The following is an 18,010-nucleotide window of genomic DNA, read 5'->3' on the forward strand; positions in this document are numbered from 1 at the left end:
ACAATGGCAGGTCCCCGTGGTCTGTCTGCTGCCCCGGTGGAGAGGAGCCGGGACAGGGAGGAGGTTTTTTGCCGCTGTGCGGCGGGTTGGGGTGGATGAGATTTACTGCACGAGGTGCCAGCGCCCGTCGGGCCCGCGATAGGCGTCGGCGTAAACGGTTTCCTTCTTGCCGTTGGGCATTTCCGCCAGAAGCTCCACCTCGCGGTAGACGCGTCCGTCATGCTCCCTGGCTGGCCTGGGACGGGCCTGGTAGTTCACGCCCGTGTCCGGGTTGCGCCATTGCGTCACCTGGCCGGACGGGGTGTTTTCCAGGGTGTTGGAAACCTGCTGCCGGTCTGTCTTGTCCATTTCATTGCCGACAATGTACCCGGCGGCCATGCCGATGCCCGCGCCGATGGCAGCGCCCGAAATTTTGTTCTTGCTGGCCAGCGCGCCGATGGTGGCCCCGGTGAGCGCGCCCAGCCCGGCCCCGGACTGGGCCTTGTTGGCGCACCCGGTCGCCAGCAGGGCAAGCGCCGCGAGCAGGATGAAATGTTTCATGGCTGTTTTCCTCATGCCCTTCCTAAGGCAACCTGCGTGCCAAAAAAGTTATCTTCTTGTAATAATTAAAATAGATGTGTTTTGAGTGAGGCGAATGACTGCGGTTGAGAAACCTTTTTGCGCAGGTGCGCGCAAAGGGCGAACAGGTCCGTTGACAGGCGGATGGGAATTTCCTAGACAGGCCGAATGAGCATTCGGTCATCCCGCAGGAATTCGCCCGGCTTCATGGAAGGAAGCGCCTCCAAGCGCGACCTGGTGCTGCGCTCAGCGCTCAGGCTCATTTCCGAGCACGGGTTCCACAACACCCCCATGTCGCAGGTGGCTCGGGAGTCCGGCGTGGCCGTGGGCACCATCTATCATCACTTTTCCGGCAAGGAAGCGCTCATCAACGAGCTCTACAGGGAAGTGAAGCTCTTCATCATGGGCCGCATTGCCGAGGGCTTTGACCCGGCCATGCCCGTGGAGCGGGGGATCCGCCTGGTCTGGCGCAACTATCTGGATTTTCGGCTGACCCACCCTGTGGAAATGCGCTTTGCCGAGCAGTACAAGAACTCGCCGTATATCGAGCGGGAGACCATAGAGGCCCTGAGCGCCATGAACGAGCCCTTCAATGCGTTCCTGCGGCGGGGCATTGACGAGGGTGTCCTGGAGGACAGAAGCCCGGTGGTCATCATGGCTGCCCTGTTCGGCCCGGTGGACAGCCTGTCCCATCTGTGCACCTGGTTCGGCGCGGAGCTTTCCGAGGAGCTCGCCGCCCAGACCGAGGAAGCCTGCTGGCAGGCCATCCGAAAACAATAACGTACATTTTTTTACAACAAACCGAATGAACATTCGTTCGATTTTTTGTAAGGCTGTCTTGAGAAGAGTGGAAAACGAATTCGAGCCGGAAGGATGCTCGTACGGCGAGGAAGAGCCATGAAAAGGATTGTATTCGCGCTGGCCGTTGTTGTATTGGGCTGCCTTGTGGTGGCCTGCGCGGCCCGGCCCAACTTTACCGGAGAACAGATGAGACGCATGCAAAGTTCCAGCAATTACGCGGACGGCAAGTTCCGAAACCCCACGGGCCTTTCCGCCGACGTCGTTGTTTCCTATCCCTCCATGATTTTCAACTACCTGTTCGGTGAAGGGGAGCGCTTTCCCCGGACGCCGCCCGTTGTCGAGCCGCTGAACCCGCTTGCCATGGCCGAGGGATCCTCGCTCAAGGTGGCCTGGCTTGGGCATTCCACGGTGCTCCTCAATGTGGAAGGGGTCACCGTGCTCACGGATCCGGTGTTCAGCAAGCGGGTGTCCCCGTTCTCCTTTGCCGGGCCGAGCCGGTTCCACGATCGTCTGGCCATTGAGCCCGACCGTCTCCCTTCCATCGACGTGGTGGTCATTTCCCACGATCATTACGATCACCTGGACAGGGCCGCCATTGAAACTCTCCACCCCAGGGTGGGATGTTTTTATGTCCCTCTCGGAGTCGGTGCGTATCTCGCCGAATGGGGCGTACCCAAAAACAAGATCGTGGAACTGGACTGGTGGGAGGAGGCGCAACATCCGTCGGGACTGACCCTGGCCTGCACGCCGTCCCACCATTTTTCCGGCAGGGGGATCTTTGGCCGCAACACCACCCTGTGGTGCTCCTGGTCTATTCTCGGGAAAGAGGAACGGGTCTACTTCAGCGGGGATTCCGGGTATTCATCCCATTTCAGGGAGATCGGCGAAAAGTATGGCCCCTTCGACCTGACCCTGATGGAGTCCGGGGCCTACAGCGAATACTGGCCCTATGCCCACATGCAGCCCGAGCAGAGCGTCCAGGCCCACCTGGACGTGGGGGGAAAGGTTATGCTGCCCATTCACTGGGGGACCTTCAACCTGGCCCTGCACGATTGGGACGAACCCATACGGCGGGTCATGGACAGGGCGCGGCAGACGGATGTTCCTGTCCTTGCCACGGTGTCTGGTCGGGTGGTGGAGTTGTCACCCGGGCGGTTCGAGACGGCGGAGACCAGCGCCCCGGAACTTCGGATGGAGATCCGCTAGTTAGTGCACGGTTTCGCGGTCGCGTACGCCGATGAGGTAGAGGATGGAGTCCAGCCCCAGGGTGGAGATGGACTGGCGGGCCCCCTGCTTGACCTTGGGCTTGGCGTGGAAGGCGATGCCCAGCCCCGCAAGGTTGAGCATGGGCAGATCGTTGGCCCCGTCGCCCACGGCGATGCACTGCTGCAGGCTGATGCCTTCCTTGTCCGCAATGTGCTTGAGCAGTTCGGCCTTTTTGTTGGCGTCCACGATGTATCCCTCGGCCCTGCCCGTAAGCTTGCCGTTCACGATCTCCAGCTGGTTGGCGTAGACGTAGTCGAGGCCCAGGCGTTCCTTGAGCCGGTTGCCGAAGTAGGTGAACCCGCCCGAAAGGATGGCCACGGTATAGCCCACGGATTTGAGCACCCGGATGAGGCGCTCGGCCCCCTCGGTGAGCGGCAGCCGGTCATAGACCTTTTCCAACACGGATTCGTCCAGCCCTTCCAGCAGGGCCAGACGCTTTGTCAGGCTCTGGCTGAAGTCCAGTTCGCCGCGCATGGCTTCCTCGGTGATGGCCGCCACCTTGTCGCCCACCCCGGCCTCCTTGGCCAGTTCGTCTATGACCTCGGCCTGGATCAGGGTGGAGTCCATGTCAAAGGCCACCAGCCTGCGGTTGCGGCGGAAGATGTTGTCTTCCTGGAAGGCGATGTCCACGCCCAGCGCCGCAGAAAGGTCCAGGAGCTGCGCCCGGAGCGCGGCCATGTCCCGGGGGGTGCCGCGGACCGTGAATTCCACGCAGGCGCGTGAAAGGGAACGGTCGCTGTCCAGCGGCATGCGGCCGGAAAGCCTGTGGATGGTGTCGATGTTCAGGCCGTTGTCGCGCATGATGGTCGAGACGCGCGCCACCTGCGCGGAGGTGATGTGCCGGGCCAGCAGGGTCACGATGTGCCTCGGGCGGTTGGCGGCCCCGACCCAGCTCTCGTATTTTTCCTTTTCCAGGGGATGCAGCTTCATGGAGACGCCCAGTTCGTGGGCCTTGAAGAGCATGTCCTTGAGCACTGGCTTGGAGTCGGCGGGCAGGCGCACCAGGATTCCCAATGTCAGGAAGTCGTGGATGACCGACTGGCCGATGTCCAGGATGTCCACGCCGAAGTCCGCGAGAACCTCGGCCAGGGTGGCGGTCAGGCCGGGGCGGTCCTGTCCGGTGACGTGTATGAGAATCAACTGTTCGTTGGGCATGGGCGGCTCCCTCTCGTGAAATTCCCGGGAACCTTCGCATAATTTCCTGCGGCAGTAAATCGCGCACTCAAGGGTTGACCCCATGGACCTATTTGTCTATTTTGCCAAATAGACAAACGACGAGGAAACGCATGTTGAAACAGATGGAATCGGACAAGTCCTACGAACTGACCGCCGAGGTATTTAAGGCCATGGGCCACCCGGCCCGGCTCGCCATGCTGGCGGCCCTGGGCCAGGGAGAGCAGTGCGTCTGCGAGCTGCAGAAGCTGGTGGAGCTGGATATGTCCACCGTGTCCAGGCACCTGGCCGTGCTCAAGCGGGCCGGGGTGGTTTCTTCGCGCAAGCAGGGCAACTGGGCCTATTACCGGCTGGAGCTGGAGTGCGTGGGCGCGTTCATTGATTGTATAGAAACCGCAAAATCGGGAAAGAAGACGAGGTGTTCGCAATGCAGGAACTGAAGATGGCGCCGCAACAGCCGTGCGCCTGCATGAGCGGCGGAAAGCCGCAGGCCAGACAGTGGAGCACGGGCCGCATGACCCTTGCGGGAGGAGCCCTGCTCCTGCTCTGGATGGCCGTATATTCCCAACTTCGGCCCTTTGCCTCCTGGGTCACCGAGTCCCTGCTGGGGCTCGACTCTGCCTCGCACATGGGCGCAGCCGTGGAATTCTTTGTTTACGACACCCCCAAAGTGCTCCTGCTGCTGGCCCTGATCGTCTTTTTCATCGGCGTGGTCCGGTCCTGGTTCACGCCCGAGAAGACACGGGCCATGCTCGCCGGAAAGCGCGAAGTGGTGGGCAACGGCATGGCCGCCTGCCTGGGCGTGCTGACCCCGTTCTGCTCCTGCTCGGCCGTGCCCCTGTTCGTGGGTTTCGTTTCCGCGGGCATTCCCCTGGGCGTGACCTTTTCCTTTCTCATTGCCGCGCCCATGGTCAACGAAGTGGCCCTTGTCTTGCTCTACGGCATGTTCGGCTGGAAGGTGGCCCTGCTCTATCTGGTCACGGGGCTGACCATCGCCATGGCGGCCGGCTGGGTCATCGGCCGTCTGCATATGGAGAAACATTTACAGGACTGGGTGCGCAACCAGCTCTCCATGGGCGGCGCTCCCGCCCATGGCGTCCTGACCCTTTCCGACCGCGCGCGGGCCGGGGTGGAGGCCGTGCGCGAGATCGTGGGCAAGGTCTGGGTCTACGTGGTGCTCGGCATTGCCGTGGGCGCGGGCATTCACGGCTACGTGCCTCAGGACTTCATGGCCTCCATCATGGGCAGGGAGGCCTGGTGGTCCGTGCCCCTGGCCGTAGTTATCGGCATCCCCATGTATACCAACGCCGCAGGCGTGGTTCCGGTGATTCATGCACTTATCGGTAAGGGAGCGGCGCTCGGATCGGCTTTGGCTTTCATGATGTCGGTGATCGCGCTTTCGCTTCCCGAAATGCTCATTCTCAAGAAGGTGCTCAAGGTCCGGCTCATCGTCACCTTTGCCTCGGTGGTGGGCTGCGGGATATTGATTGTGGGGTATCTCTTCAACATGATACTGTGACGCATGAACATACATTCCTATAGAAATCTGTTTCCCATTACCGAGAACAAAGTCTACCTGAGCAACTCCGCATCCACCCCGGCCTCCACGCGGCAGGTGGATGCCATGGCCCGTTTCTTTCAGGATTGGGCCATGCAGGGGCGCGAATGCGTGGATTACTACATGGATCAGGCCGAGGAGGCCCGGGGGACGGTCGCCGATCTCATCGGGGCCGACTGCGAGGAGGTCGCCTTTGTCTCCAACACCTCCATGGGACTCAATGCCGTGGCTCAAGGGCTGAAGCTCGGCCCGGGCGACGCGGTGCTGGTGCCGGTGCCGGATTTCCCGGCCAACGTCTTTGCCTGGAAGAATCTGGAGCAGGACGGGGTGCGCATCGTGGAGGTGCCCAAGCGCGAGGACGGCCGATTCGGCGTGGAGGAGTTGGAAAAATCCCTGGTGCCGGGCGCCAGGGTGGTTGCTCTCAGTTCCGTTGATTTCGTGACAGGATTCGCCGCCGATCTCAAGGCCATCGGTTCGTTTTGCCGGGAAAAGGGGCTGCTGTTCTGCGTGGACGCCATCCAGGGCCTGGGCGTGCTGCCGCTCGACGTCAGGGAATGCGGCATCCACTTTCTGTCCTCGGGCACCTACAAGTGGCTCCTGGGTCAGCGCGGGGCTGCCCTGCTTTATGTTTCCGAGGAGGCGGACCATCTCGTTTCCCTGCCCTGGGCCGGGTGGCGCACCATGGCCGTGGACGGCTGGGAACTGCATTTTTCCCCCAAGAAGGGGGCGAGAAGGCTGGAGCCCGGTTCCCTGGACATCATGGGAGCGCTGGCCGCCAAGGCAGGCCTGGACATCATCGCCGAGGCGGGAATGGCCGGAATTCATACCCGGATCATGGACCTCACGGACATGGTCAAGGCCGAACTGGACAGCCGGAGCCTGGAGGTGGTCAGCCCCTGGGGGCCGGGGAACGTTCCGGCATTGTTTCCTTTTTTGTGGACGATCCGGACAAGGTCGTGCGGGATCTTGCCGCACGCGAGGTTTACTGCACCGCCAGGATGGGTGTGGTGCGCGTCGCGCCGCACTTCTACAACAACGAGGCCGACATCGAGGCGTTCTTCGATGCCCTGGACAGGACGCTGTAACGGCCGGGGGACAAAAACCGTAATAATAATAGAATAGAATGCCATCCGCCTTGTCAGAAAATCGGGGGCAAGCTATACAGAAGGAAACCCGTCACCCGAGTCCCCGCATGGAGGAGGCATGAAATCGGACAGCTCCCAAAGCCTGGTCACTGGCTGCAACGACGAGATGGTCGCAGACGGGGAGTTCTGCTTCATCTCCAGTGCGGAGCGGTTCAATTATGTTTCCAAGCGCATTCGCGAAAAGCTCGCCGACTATGACGAATACGACTTTTCGCCCCGCCAGGTGCGGGCCCTGAACATTTTCTTCGATCTCAGCCAGGAATTCCGGACCCGTGAGATGTTCTACGCCACCAGCCTGAACATCCTGCGCATCATGTTCGGCCTGGAATGCTGCATCTACGTGCTGGAGGACGAGGAGACCTTTTCCCTGGGAGCCTGTTCCGACGGCTACGGCCCGGACCGGGAAAAGATCCGCGGCTGGGACGACGAATTTTGCGGGGAAAAGGTGGAGACCGATACCCATCTGTATTTCCCCATCCGCTGCAATCCCGAATACAACGATCTGCTGCCCTTTATCCCGCCGGACAACATCATCGGCAATTTCGTGATCCACAAGGGCCGCGAGATTTTTCCGGACATGAAGCTGTTTCTGGGCAAGTACGTCAACCGGGTGGGCTACCAGCTGCACAACCGCATCCTGCGCGCCCGCAACCGCGAGCATCTCAACTTCATCCGCAACCTGGTGGAGGACATCGGCCACAACGTCATCGTGCCCAACATTTATTTCAAGCTCTATTTCAACCAGTTGCGGCGCATGATTACCGAGCTGGAGGGCATAGGCGAGAAAATGGAGCGGGTGGAGACCGTGGAGGGCGGGGCCTGCGAGAACTGCGCGAACCGCATCCTCCAGGTGCACGAGAGGATGAAGTCGCAGTTCGACGAAATCTACCGGCACTACGTGCAGACCAGCATGTTTCTGGAAACCCTGCTGCGCCGACGCCATTTCGAGGAAGGCCGTTACGTGCTGGAAAAGAAGCCGTGCAACCCCCGGACCCAGGTCATCGAGCCGCAGTTGGAACGGTACCGGCATCGTCTGGAGGAACGCGGCATCCAGGTCGATCTGGGCATCGGCGGCGCGCCCCCGGACCAGACTATCCGCATGCTCATGGACATGGGGCTCATCTCCCAGGTCTTTGCCAACCTGTTTTCCAATGCCGTGAAATACACCCGCGATGCCGAGCTGCCGGATGGGCGCACGGGACGCTTCCTGTCCTACGGCTGGAAGATTCTCAAGAACCATTTTGCCGAGGGCCTGGACGGCATCCGCATGCATGTCTTTTCCACGGGCGAGCCCTTGCGGCTGGTCAACCCCATGGAGATCTTCGATCCCGGATTCCGCGCCATGGACCTGCCCGCGGAAAGCGGCACCGGGCACGGGCTCTATTTTGTGCGTCAGGTGGTGGAGCTGCACCGGGGCGAGGTGGGCTACCTGCCCTATGAGTACGGCAACGAGTTCTATTTCATTCTGCCCTTCGAGCTGGAGGGGGAACCCACTCCGGTCTTCCCGCCCAAGTATGCCGCCTGAGCATTCTTTGGACCCTTCACTGTCGTGCGAAAATGAGCGGGTTCCGGCAGGGGGAGACCATGCACTCAAAACGCCCGGCGGCCATCTGGCCGCCGGGCGTTTTGAGTGCGGGACGTTCCTTTTCGCAAAAAGGGGGTCAGCCCTTGTAGCCCTGCGCGGGGGATTGCTTGAGAAAGCGCCGGTAGTAGGCCAGGCAGAGCACGGTCATGGGCAGGGCGATGATCAGGCCCAGGAAGCCGAGCAGTTGCCCCCAGACAGACAGGGAGAGCAGGATGAGCCAGGGGGAGAGCCCCATGGCCTTGCCCTGCAGCCTCGGCACCAGGACCGCGTCCTGGGTGAGCTGCGCCACTGCGAACACGCCGCCCACCAGGGCGAAGCCGTACCACAGGCTGTGGCCGTGTATCACGGCGTCCACCCCGGCCAGGGCAAAGGCCGGTATGAGCCCGGCGATCTGGAGATAGGGAACCAGATTCAGGAGCCCGGTGAACATGCCCAGCACCACGGCCAGGGGTAGTCCGATGAGGCTGAATCCCAGGGAAAAGAGCACGCCCATGATCAGGGCGATGAGGGCCTGGGTGCGGAAATAGCGGTTCATGGCCGTGGTGAATTCCTCGAAAAAGTCCACCACGGTCTGCCGGTACTTGCCCGGGATGTACTCCTGCCAGTTGTCGCGGAATTTGCCGAAGTCCAGCAGGATGAAGCTCAGGTACAGGCCGACGACCACCAGCCCGGCCAGGGCCAGCAGGATGTTGGCCGTGCCGCTGATGATCTTCCACATGCCGGGCAGGGCCTTTTTCGCCCCGGCCTGGAGCATCTCGGAAAGTCCGGTTTCACTGAAGAACCTGCGCACGTCCTCGTTCTTGGCCAGGTCGCGAATGGCCTGCCACAGGTCGGGCGGCAGCCGGTCCGCAGCCTTTTGCGCCAGGGCCGAATTGTTGACCAGCTCCGAAAGCGTGGAGCCCATGTGGGAAAGCTCGGAAGCGATGACCGGAACCAGGACCCAGATCAGGCCGACCAAGGCCGCGGTGACCAGCAGCAGTGTCAGGACCACGGCCGCTGGACGGGACTTGATCAGCTTTTGGGTCAGTTCCACCAGCGGGTTGATCATGTAGGCCAGCACCAGGGCGGCCGCAAACGGGAGCAGGGCCTCGCTCAGGTACCCGGCAAGGCTCACGCCCGCCCAGAGCAGGGCCGCGGCCAGGGCGAGACGCACCACGCGGTCGAAGGTATAGGGTCTGTCGCTGTCGAACATGGTCACCGCCGTGTTGGGGTTGTCGTATGATTTTTCTTGGTATCAGGACGCCGCCGATTACTCAACCGCCGCAGTGGGTTGCATTGGCCGCCTTGCCGTGGCAATGAGCGGGGAGAGGTGTACCGTGAAACGACCGGCGCTGTGGCGGATATTCATCATTTTCCTGCGGCTCGGGCTGACCGCCTTTGGCGGCCCGGCCATGATCCCCTATATCCGCCGTCAGGCCGTGGACAGGCAGGGCTGGCTTTCGGAAGAGTCCTTTGCCTTCGGCATGTCCATCACCCAGCTCATTCCCGGGGCCACGGCCATGCAGATGGCCGCCTACGCGGGCCTGCGCGCCCGGGGCGCCTGGGGGGCGGTGGCCGCCTATCTGGGGTTCAGCCTGCCCGCCTTTGCGCTCATGCTCGTCCTGTCCGCGCTCTATTTCTCGGCCCGGGACATCGTCTGGGTGGAGCGTCTGTTCGCGGGGCTCCAGGCCGTGGTTATCGCGCTCATGGCCAATGCGGCCCTGGGCTTTTCCCTGCGCTACCTGGATACCCCGGCCGCATGGGCCCTGGCCCTGCTGGCGGGCGTCTGGCTCGGGCTCAAGGGCAACCCCATCCTGGCCCTGGTCGTGGTCTGCGCGCTGGCCGTGTTCGTGTTTCGCGGGGAGCGGGGCGCATCCTCAGCCGTTCAGCACTCCGCCCTGCACTGCGACCACCGCCGTGCGGCCCTGGGCATGGCCGCGTTCATGCTTGTCGCCGGGGGAGCGCTCTTTCTGCTGGATCCCTCCCTGGGGGACCTTGCCGCGCTCATGGCCAAGATCGACCTGTTCGCCTTTGGCGGAGGCTACGTGTCCGTGCCCCTTATGCTTCATGAGGTGGTTGAGGCCCGGTCCTGGCTCACCGAGCCTCAGTTCATGGACGGCATTGCCCTGGGCCAGGTCACGCCCGGCCCCATCGTCATGACCGCCACCTTCGTGGGCTATGCGGTCAAGGGCCTTCCAGGTGCGGTCGCGGCCACCGTGGCCGTGTTCTCCCCCTCCCTGCTCATCCTCCTGGCGACCACCCCGTTCTACGAGCGTCTTTCCGCGTCGGCAGTGGCCCGCCGCGTGCTCAGGGGCAGCCTCATCTCCCTGGTGGGGCTCATGGCCGCCGTGGCCGTGCGCTTCGCCCTCATCGCCCAGTGGGACTGGACTTCGGCCCTGATCTGCGCCGGGGCCCTGGCCGCCCTGCGCCTGCGGGTGGATATCCTCTGGGTGGTCTGTGCGGGCGGCGTCCTTTCCGTCATGCTGGGCTGAGCCCTTTTCCCCTCTTTTCGGTGCCCTTTTTTTCCTTCGTATTTGTAATGCTTTGACATTGTTTGCCCATGGCGGTACTGTTCATAATCGGAGAAATTTCGAATATCGGGCTTTTTCGAATTTCTCCTTTCTGTTGAACATTGCATACCAAAGTGGGGGCTTATGTCACGGTTGCTCAAGTTGCCTTTCCAGACCAAACTTCTGGCGGGTACCGTCTGTATCGTTGCCGCTGCCATTCTGACCATGACTCTTGTGACGCAGTTCCAGGTCAAGGATTCGCTCACCGAGATGGGGCGAACGTCCATGCAGTCCTTTGGCGAGAGCATGTACAATCTCATGGAAATGCAGCATTCCCTGCTGGCCGACAAGGTCAAGACCGATCTCAATCTCATGCAGAAGGAAATGGCCAAGTACGGCTCCCCGTTCATCAATGCGGGGAACTCCGTGACCATGGACATCGTCAACCAGGTGACCAAGGAAAAGGAGAACGTGACCATTCCCACCATGCAGTTCGGGGGGCATGTCATCAGCGGGACCTATGATTTCGTGGACATGATCCAGAAACAGGTGGGCGGGACCGCAACCATCTTTCAGCTGCTTCCGGGCAAGCTGCTGCGCATTTCCACCAACGTGCTGAAGACGGACGGCCAGCGCGCCGTGGGCACCTACATTCCGGACAGCAGCCCGGTGTACAAGTCCATCATGAACGGCGAGACCTACTACGGCATCGCCTTTGTGGTGAACGACTGGTACCAGACCGCCTACATGCCGCTCAAGGACGCCTTCGGCAAGATCGTGGGCGTCATCTACGTGGGCCGGAAGATCCTGACCCCGGAATTCCGCAAGGCCGTGGAGGCCGCCAAGATCGGCGGCAAGGGCTACGGGTTCATCTTCAACCAGAAGGGCGGCCTGGTGCTGCACCCGAGCCTGGAGGGCGAGAGCCTGGTCGAATATCCGTTCTGGGAGCTCTTCAAGAGCATCAAGGACGGATACGCCACCTACGAGTTCAAGGGCCAGGACAAGCAGGTCTTCATCAAGTATTTCGAGCCCTGGGGCTGGTCCTACGGGTTTTCCATGACCGGCAACGAGATCTTCAACGGCGTGGACCGCAAGCTGCTTCTTTCCAATATCACGGTGGCCGTGCTTTCCCTGGTTGCGGTGGTGGGCGTGCTCCTGTTGCTCATACGGGTGGTCACCAAGCCCCTGCACGAATTGTCCGCCTTCACCGGCGAGGTTTCCCACGGCAACTTCGACGCGGAGATTTCCTATGACGTCAGGGACGCCATCGGCGACACCATCGAGTCGGTGCGGGACATGATCCTGGAGCTCAAGAACAAGCTCGGCTTTTCCGAGGGCATTCTGCGCAGCCTGACCTACCCCTGCGTGGTGGTGGACACCGAGGAAAGGATTTCCTTCGTCAACCAGCAGGAACTGGACCTGCTCCAGAAGGACGGCATTCCCGGAGACTACATGGGCATGAGCTTCTCCGAATTCGTGTACGGCGACCCGGGCCGCGAAACCCAGATGGGCAAGTGCATCAAGGACAGGTGCGTCATCGTGGGCCAGGAAACCCACGGGCAGGGAGCCAAGGGCCGCGAATACGACATTCTTGTGGATATGGCCGTCCTGGAGGACCTGGACGGGAAGGTCATCGGCGCTTTCACCATCGTGACCGAGACCACGGCCATTAAGGCCAATGAACGCCTGGCCAATGAACAGCGGGAGCGCATCGTGCAGGCCGCCCGTTCCGCCGACGAGATCGCCGAGCAGCTTTCCTCGGCCGCTGAAGAGCTTTCCGCCCAGGTGGAGCAATCCTCCAAGGGCACGGGCGTGCAGCGCGAGCGCGCGGCGGAAACGGCCACGGCCATGGAAGAGATGAACGCCACGGTGCTGGAGGTGGCCCGCAACGCCGCGGACGCCGCCGCCAATGCGGACGAGGCCAGGGTCAAGGCCGGCACCGGTGCGGAACTGGTGGACAAGGTGGTGGAAGCCATCGCCCAGGTGGATGCCCGTTCCGCGGAGCTCAAGGACAGCATGGACGCCCTGGGCAGGCAGACCGAGAGCATCGGGGCCATCATGCAGGTCATCGAGGACATTGCGGACCAGACCAACCTGCTGGCCCTGAACGCGGCCATCGAGGCGGCCCGCGCCGGCGAGGCCGGTCGCGGTTTTGCCGTGGTCGCGGACGAGGTGCGCAAGCTGGCCGAGAAGACCATGGACGCCACCAAGCAGGTGGGCCAGGCCATCACCGACATTCAGGACGGGGCCATGCGCAACGTGGAGGCCACGGAGGTGGCCCGCGAATCGGTGCGCACCAGCACCGAGCTGGCCAACCAGTCCGGCGAGGCCATGGAGGAAATCCGTTCCCTGGTGGAACAGTCCGCGGACCAGGTCCGCAACATAGCCACGGCAGCGGAACAGCAGTCGGCCACCAGCGAGGAGGTCAACCGGGCCACCGAGGAGATCAACGTCATTTCCGCGGAAACGGCCACGGCCATGCAGGAGTCCCAGAACGCCATCGAGTCCCTGTCGCAGCTGGCTGGCCAGCTCAAGGAACTCATCGAGCGCATGCAGGAGGCCTAGCCTGGGAATTGTTTGAGAAAAAGAAGGCCCCGCTTCCCTCGGGAAGCGGGGCCTTTGTCTTTGCTAGAATCGGAGGCAGGAGTTGATCCGTTGGGGATGCTGGAACAGGTCCAGGGCCGAGAGGATGTCCGTGGCGATGAGGTCGGCCGAGGCCACGGCCCGGGCCGAGGCGCATTCGCCCTGGATCACGGCGATGCCGATGGTGCACTCGCTGAGCATGAGGCAGTCGTTGCGCCCGTTGCCCACGGCCGCGCAGTGGTCCACGCCCAGGCCGCGTACGAAGTCGCGCTTGGCCTTGCCCTCGTCCCCTTCGCTGATGACGTGCACCGTGCAGGGCAGGCCTTCCAGCTTGTCCTCGCAGGTGCCGTGGGTGTCTGCCGTGAGCACGGTGATCTCCAGGAGCGGGGCCAGGGCCCGGATGCGCTCGGCCACTCCGGGCAGCAAGTCGCCGTCATGGGCGATGGTGCCGTTGTAGTCCATCACGAGATGATTGAGTTCCACCGCGCCGATGCCGTGGATTTCCACGCGCAGCATGTTACTGCTTCCCCGCGCCGAGCATGGCGTTCAGGCCGTCCTTGAAGATCAGCTTGGTGGCAAGTTCGTCGGCGATCTCGGCCAGGTCCATGATCCTTTCCAGGAAATCCAGGATCTGGAGGCGTTTTTCCTCGTCGCCGTTGTCGAATTCGAACTTGCAGTCGCCGTCCTTGAAATATGTTTCCAGCCTGTCGAGATAGTCCATGTCCAGCATAGGGGCCTTCCTTATTCGTGATGGTAGGGCATGCCGCGCAGGATGGTGCCCGCGCGGTAGAGTTGTTCCAGGAGCACGAGCCGCGCCAGCTCGTGGGGCAGGGTCATGTCGCTCAGGCGCAGCTTGACCCGGGCCGCGTTTTTGACCTCGTCCGAGAGCCCGAAGGGACCGCCGATGACGAAGGTGGGGCGCAGGTTGGGGTCCTCGGTCCAGGTGCGCAGCCGGGCCGCCAGCTTCTTGGAGGTGATCCGGTCCCCGAATTCATCCAGGATGATGAGCATGTCCGAGGGCTTGGCCTTGGCCATGATTCCCTCGCCCTCCTTTTTGTTGCGGTCGGCGGCGGGCAGCTTGCCCGGGCCGTCCTTGACCATGCTTTCCTCCAGCTTGAAGAAGCGCGAAAGCTTTTTCCAGTAGTGCTCGCACCCCTGGGCGTAGAATTTTTCCTTGGGCTTGCCCACCCAGATGAAACCGATCTTGCTCATGGCCTAGACGTTCTTGAGTTGGGCCGTGAGTCGGCCGCCGATGTAGTCCAGGCGCACATAGCCGCCCCCGGCCAGCATGCCGGGGTTGATCACCGTGCTCGCGCCGATGGTGTCCGTGCCCCTGGATTCGTGGATGTGGCCGGTGAGCACCAGGGCGGGCTGCTTTTCCTCGATAAAGCGGCGCACCACCGGGCTGCCCACGTGCTGGCCGTTGCCGATCATGTCCAGCCGGGTATTCGCGGGAGGTTCGTGGATGGCCAGGATGAGCGTGTCGAAGCGCATGGATTCCGCGCGTTCGAAGCATTCCTCCAGCCATTGCTCGATGGTGGATTCGGGAACCTCGCCGGGGGTGCCGAAGGGGGTGGGCGTGGAATGGCCGATGCCCATGATGCCGAGGCCCGGGGCGAGCCTGCGGATCTGCAGATGCAGGTTGATGCCCAGGTCGTCCAGGTGCCGCGCCACGGCCTCGGTGTCCATGTTGCCGGGCTGGGCCAGGATGGTGCGGTTGTATGCCTCCACCGCGCCGATGACGCCCTTGATGGCGCTCGGGGTGCCGTGGTTGGTCAGGTCGCCGGTGATGATGACGCCCTCGGCCCCGGCGAGCTCGGGGATTTCCGCCAGCACGCTGGTGGATTCGTGGATGTCGCCGAACGCGATCCAGTACATTGCGGTCCTCCGGAAAATCGATGTTGGTCGCCCACAGGGTAAGGGGAAACCGGCCCGCTATCAAAGGTTTTTTCCGGATCAGAACCAGCGCTTGCGCACGAAGACGGCGGCCATGGCCACGGCCAGGACACCCATGACGCCGAGAATGATGAAATAGCCGTAGTGCCACTTGAGCTCGGGCATGTACTCGAAGTTCATGCCGTAGATGCCCGCCACAAAGGTCAGGGGGATGAAGATGGTGGCCACCAGGGTCAGCACCTGCATGATGCGGTTGGCCTGCATGCCGGAAAGGGAGATCTGGAGTTCGATCATGCCCTGCATGATTTCCGTGAGGGCCTTGACGGCGTCCGCTACCTGGTTGGCGTGGTCCCCCACATCCCGCAGGTAGGGGAGCGCATCCTGGCCGAAGCCGTTCTCCTCGTCCCGGATGAGTTCCGAGACCATCTCCCGGATGGGCATGAGCGTGTTGCGCAGGATGATGTTCTCCCGCCGCAGCCGGTAGAGTTCCTGGAGCTTGTTCTGGGACTGCCTGCGTTCCAGAGCGGTTTCCAGTTCCTCGGCGCGGGAGCTGATCTGTTCGAGGGTGCCGTAGTATTTGTCTATGATGGCGTCGAGCAGGGCCACCACCAGGTAGCTGCCCCCGGCCGCGCGGATCTTGCGGCCCTTGCGGACGCGTTCCAACACCCCGTCGAAGCGCGAGGTCTTTTTTTCCTGGAACAGGATGACCACGTCGTCCTTCCAAAGAATGGCCATGTGCTCGTGGGTGATGCAGCCCCGGGACCGGTCGAATCCGGCGTCCTTCAGGACGATGAACAGGGAGTCGTCCTCCTGCCATTCCAGCTTGGGATGCTGGCCCGTGTTCATGATGTCTTCGAGCACCAGGGGGGAAATGGAGAACCATTCCCCGATGGCCCGGATGATCTCCGGGTCGTGAACCCCCACAAGGCGCAGCAGGGTCGTCCTGTCCGCGTGGATGTCGGGCTTCCCGGCCATGCCGGGCAGGGGCAGATGTCCTCGAACACGTCCGGGTTGTAGGAGAGCATGCACAAGGTTGGGGTGAAGTCCTGCACGGCCCCGGCATAGATGAGCGATCCGGGGGCGGAGTCCTTTTTGACCGAGCGCCATTGGAGAAAATCGAACATGGGCTACTCCGTTTCCTGCTGCAGGTGGATGGTCCGGGTGGGGAAGGCGAACCCGACGCCCTCGCCTTCGAACTTGCGGACAATGGCCAGGTTGATGCGCTGCTGGACGTCCATGTATTCGTTGTAGTCCGGGGATTCCACGTAGAAGACCACCTCGAAGTCCAGGCTGCTGTCCCCGAAGCGGGCGAAATGGGCCCGGTCAAAGGTGGCGCGCGGCGTTTCATCGACGATGGCCTTCACGTATCCCGGTATGGCCTCAAGCTGGTGCGAGGGGGTGGAATAGAGCACGCCGAAGCCGAAGACCACGCGGCGGCGGGACATGCGCCGGTAGTTCTTGACCCTGGAGCCGGTCAGGTCCGAGTTGGGCAGGATGATCTGTTCGCCCGAAAGGCTGCGGATGCGCGAGGTCTTGAGTCCGATGTGCTCCACGGTTCCCAGGAGGTCGCCCACGATGACGAAGTCGCCGATGACGAAGGGGCGGTCGAAGAGGATGGCGAAATAGCTGAACAGGTCCCCGAGGATGGCCTGGGCCGCAAAGCCCACGGCGACGCCGGCGACGCCGAGACCGGCCAGGATGGTGCCCACCTTGACCCCGAAGTTGTCCAGGATGAAGGCCAGGGCCAGCACCCAGGCAACGCCCTTGACCACGGGAAGCACCACCTTGCCCCGGTGCTCGGCCAGGGAGGATCCCCGGGCGCGCAGGTAGATGTCCAGGAACAGCCGCAGCCCGTTGAAGAGCAGCGAGATGGTGGTGATGGTGAACAGGATCAGGAACAGGTGGTCCAGGAAGGATCTCGCCGCGGCCCCGAGGAAGAGGGATTCGCAGAAGAACCAGGCCGCGAACAGGTTCAGCAGCCAGTACAGGGAGCCCAGGAGCATGTCCGCGAGCAGCGGGTCCAGACGGGAGCCGTCCTTCTGCGCCCAGCGGTTCAGGCGGACCTTGGCCAGGCGCCGCAGCAGCGCTGCTGCGGCCAGGGCGGCCAGCAGCAGTCCCAGGGCCACGAGCATGGCCACGGGGTCGGATTCGAGGAACGGGCCGGTCATGGCCTTGATGGTTTTCGTCATGGTGTCCATGCCGCCTTGATATCAGAATTTCGGCACAGGACAAGCCCGTGCGGGGATCAGGGCGTCGCGCCCGGCTTCACCAGGATGATGACCCGGCGGTTGCGGCTCTGGTTGTCGGGCAGCGGAGCACCCGCTCCGTCCGTGTTGGGCGCGATGGGCCGGGTGTCTGCCAGGCCCATGACCTTGATGTCGTCCTTGGGAAAACCCCGGGCAATGAAGAACCGGGCCACGGATGAGGCGCGGGCCGAGGAGAGCTCCCAGTTGGACGGGTACTTGTCCGAATGGATGGGGATGTTGTCCGAGTGTCCTTCGATGACCAGCTCATACTGCTGCTCGGTGAGCGGCCCCACGATGCGGTCCAGGATGGTTTTGGCCCGGCCCGTGAGCGTGGCGTCCCCCAGCTTGAAGAACACCGCGCCCTTGAGGTTGATGGCCACGGCGTCGGGCCGCAGCTTCAGGGACAGGGCCTCGGTCTCCTGGCCGATGCTCCTGCTGAGCTCCTTCTGGAGCGCAAACAGGTTTTTCCTCTTTTCTCCGGCCGGGTCCTTGGCCGTCTCGGCGGGCGCGGCCTTGCCCTTCATGGCCTCGGACATGATGGAGGACATGGTCTGGTAGCGGGCCGGGTCCACCTTGGAAACTGTGACCATGAGCACGAAAAAGCACAGCAGCAGGGTCATCATGTCCGCAAAGGACAGGGCCCAGTTGCCCTGCTCCTGCCGCTGGCGGCGCTCCGTGGTGAAGAATGGGGGCTTGTGTCCGGTCATGGC

At 62.5% G+C, this 18,010-nt stretch carries 18 protein-coding genes; 8 read left to right on the forward strand and 10 right to left on the reverse strand.

The annotated features are described in order from the left end of the window. Positions 1-102: 102 nt before the first annotated feature. On the reverse strand, positions 103-540 hold the full coding sequence (locus FGL65_RS04520; protein WP_147819866.1) for an RT0821/Lpp0805 family surface protein: 438 nt from the start codon (positions 538-540) through the stop codon (positions 103-105). A 225-nt stretch (positions 541-765) separates the two neighbouring features. Here FGL65_RS04520 and FGL65_RS04525 point away from each other — a divergent pair, with 225 nt between their 5' ends. Beyond that, positions 766-1,338, forward strand: coding sequence for a TetR/AcrR family transcriptional regulator (locus FGL65_RS04525; RefSeq protein WP_187170536.1), 573 nt, complete (start codon positions 766-768; stop codon positions 1,336-1,338). Positions 1,339-1,455: 117 nt separating this feature from the next. Next, positions 1,456-2,565: an MBL fold metallo-hydrolase gene (locus tag FGL65_RS04530; RefSeq protein WP_187170537.1), complete on the forward strand. Its 1,110-nt coding sequence runs from the start codon at positions 1,456-1,458 to the stop codon at positions 2,563-2,565. Here the strand turns inward: FGL65_RS04530 and serB are convergent, their stop codons facing one another. Beyond that, entirely contained in the window at positions 2,566-3,780 is a 1,215-nt protein-coding gene (gene serB / locus FGL65_RS04535; protein ID WP_147819869.1) for a phosphoserine phosphatase SerB, read from the reverse strand. Between the two features lie 131 nt (positions 3,781-3,911). On the opposite strand from serB, the gene FGL65_RS04540 reads away from it, so the two are divergent. From FGL65_RS04540 to FGL65_RS04555, 4 genes are all read left to right on the forward strand, one after another. Continuing rightward, positions 3,912-4,238, forward strand: a complete 327-nt coding sequence (locus FGL65_RS04540) for an ArsR/SmtB family transcription factor (protein WP_250645572.1) — start codon at positions 3,912-3,914, stop codon at positions 4,236-4,238. Then, the gene (locus FGL65_RS04545) at positions 4,226-5,317 is read left to right on the forward strand and encodes a permease (protein WP_147819870.1); all 1,092 of its coding nucleotides are present in this window, start codon (positions 4,226-4,228) and stop codon (positions 5,315-5,317) included. The genes FGL65_RS04540 and FGL65_RS04545 overlap by 13 nt, the downstream gene beginning before the upstream one ends. A gap of 3 nt (positions 5,318-5,320) precedes the next feature. Further along, positions 5,321-6,478 (forward strand): aminotransferase class V-fold PLP-dependent enzyme, encoded by a 1,158-nt coding sequence (locus FGL65_RS04550; protein ID WP_147819871.1) that lies wholly within the window; start codon positions 5,321-5,323, stop codon positions 6,476-6,478. Positions 6,479-6,559: 81 nt separating this feature from the next. Beyond that, positions 6,560-8,026 (forward strand): sensor histidine kinase, encoded by a 1,467-nt coding sequence (locus FGL65_RS04555; RefSeq protein ID WP_250645573.1) that lies wholly within the window; start codon positions 6,560-6,562, stop codon positions 8,024-8,026. Between the two features lie 136 nt (positions 8,027-8,162). Here the strand turns inward: FGL65_RS04555 and FGL65_RS04560 are convergent, their stop codons facing one another. Beyond that, entirely contained in the window at positions 8,163-9,278 is a 1,116-nt protein-coding gene (locus FGL65_RS04560; RefSeq protein ID WP_147819872.1) for an AI-2E family transporter, read from the reverse strand. Between the two features lie 124 nt (positions 9,279-9,402). Here FGL65_RS04560 and chrA point away from each other — a divergent pair, with 124 nt between their 5' ends. Together chrA and FGL65_RS04570 are read left to right on the forward strand one after the other, a co-directional pair. Then, positions 9,403-10,557, forward strand: coding sequence for a chromate efflux transporter (gene chrA, locus FGL65_RS04565; RefSeq protein ID WP_250645574.1), 1,155 nt, complete (start codon positions 9,403-9,405; stop codon positions 10,555-10,557). Between the two features lie 162 nt (positions 10,558-10,719). Continuing rightward, entirely contained in the window at positions 10,720-13,140 is a 2,421-nt protein-coding gene (locus tag FGL65_RS04570; protein ID WP_147819874.1) for a methyl-accepting chemotaxis protein, read from the forward strand. 63 nt (positions 13,141-13,203) lie between these two features. Here the strand turns inward: FGL65_RS04570 and FGL65_RS04575 are convergent, their stop codons facing one another. The 7 genes from FGL65_RS04575 to FGL65_RS04605 all read right to left on the reverse strand — a co-directional run bounded on the left by FGL65_RS04575 (position 13,204) and on the right by FGL65_RS04605 (position 18,007). Continuing rightward, positions 13,204-13,674, reverse strand: coding sequence for an HAD family hydrolase (locus FGL65_RS04575; RefSeq protein WP_147819875.1), 471 nt, complete (start codon positions 13,672-13,674; stop codon positions 13,204-13,206). Position 13,675: 1 nt separating this feature from the next. Then, on the reverse strand, positions 13,676-13,888 hold the full coding sequence (locus FGL65_RS04580) for a hypothetical protein (RefSeq protein ID WP_147819876.1): 213 nt from the start codon (positions 13,886-13,888) through the stop codon (positions 13,676-13,678). An 11-nt stretch (positions 13,889-13,899) separates the two neighbouring features. Continuing rightward, positions 13,900-14,370 carry a 23S rRNA (pseudouridine(1915)-N(3))-methyltransferase RlmH gene (locus tag FGL65_RS04585; protein ID WP_147819877.1) on the reverse strand — a complete coding sequence of 157 codons (471 nt, stop codon included), beginning with the start codon at positions 14,368-14,370 and terminating at the stop codon, positions 13,900-13,902. A gap of 3 nt (positions 14,371-14,373) precedes the next feature. After that, positions 14,374-15,036 carry a metallophosphoesterase family protein gene (locus FGL65_RS04590; RefSeq protein WP_147819878.1) on the reverse strand — a complete coding sequence of 221 codons (663 nt, stop codon included), beginning with the start codon at positions 15,034-15,036 and terminating at the stop codon, positions 14,374-14,376. Positions 15,037-15,114: 78 nt separating this feature from the next. After that, complete coding sequence (gene corA / locus FGL65_RS04595) at positions 15,115-16,029, reverse strand: magnesium/cobalt transporter CorA (RefSeq protein WP_187170538.1); 915 nt, start codon at positions 16,027-16,029, stop codon at positions 15,115-15,117. A gap of 152 nt (positions 16,030-16,181) precedes the next feature. Next, the gene (locus FGL65_RS04600) at positions 16,182-17,243 is read right to left on the reverse strand and encodes a mechanosensitive ion channel family protein (RefSeq protein ID WP_222705794.1); all 1,062 of its coding nucleotides are present in this window, start codon (positions 17,241-17,243) and stop codon (positions 16,182-16,184) included. 56 nt (positions 17,244-17,299) lie between these two features. Next, the gene (locus FGL65_RS04605) at positions 17,300-18,007 is read right to left on the reverse strand and encodes an OmpA/MotB family protein (RefSeq protein WP_147819880.1); all 708 of its coding nucleotides are present in this window, start codon (positions 18,005-18,007) and stop codon (positions 17,300-17,302) included. Between the last annotated feature and the right edge of the window lie 3 nt (positions 18,008-18,010).

The sequence above is a fragment of the Salidesulfovibrio onnuriiensis genome, assembly GCF_008001235.1.
Lineage (GTDB): Bacteria > Desulfobacterota > Desulfovibrionia > Desulfovibrionales > Desulfovibrionaceae > Pseudodesulfovibrio > Pseudodesulfovibrio onnuriiensis.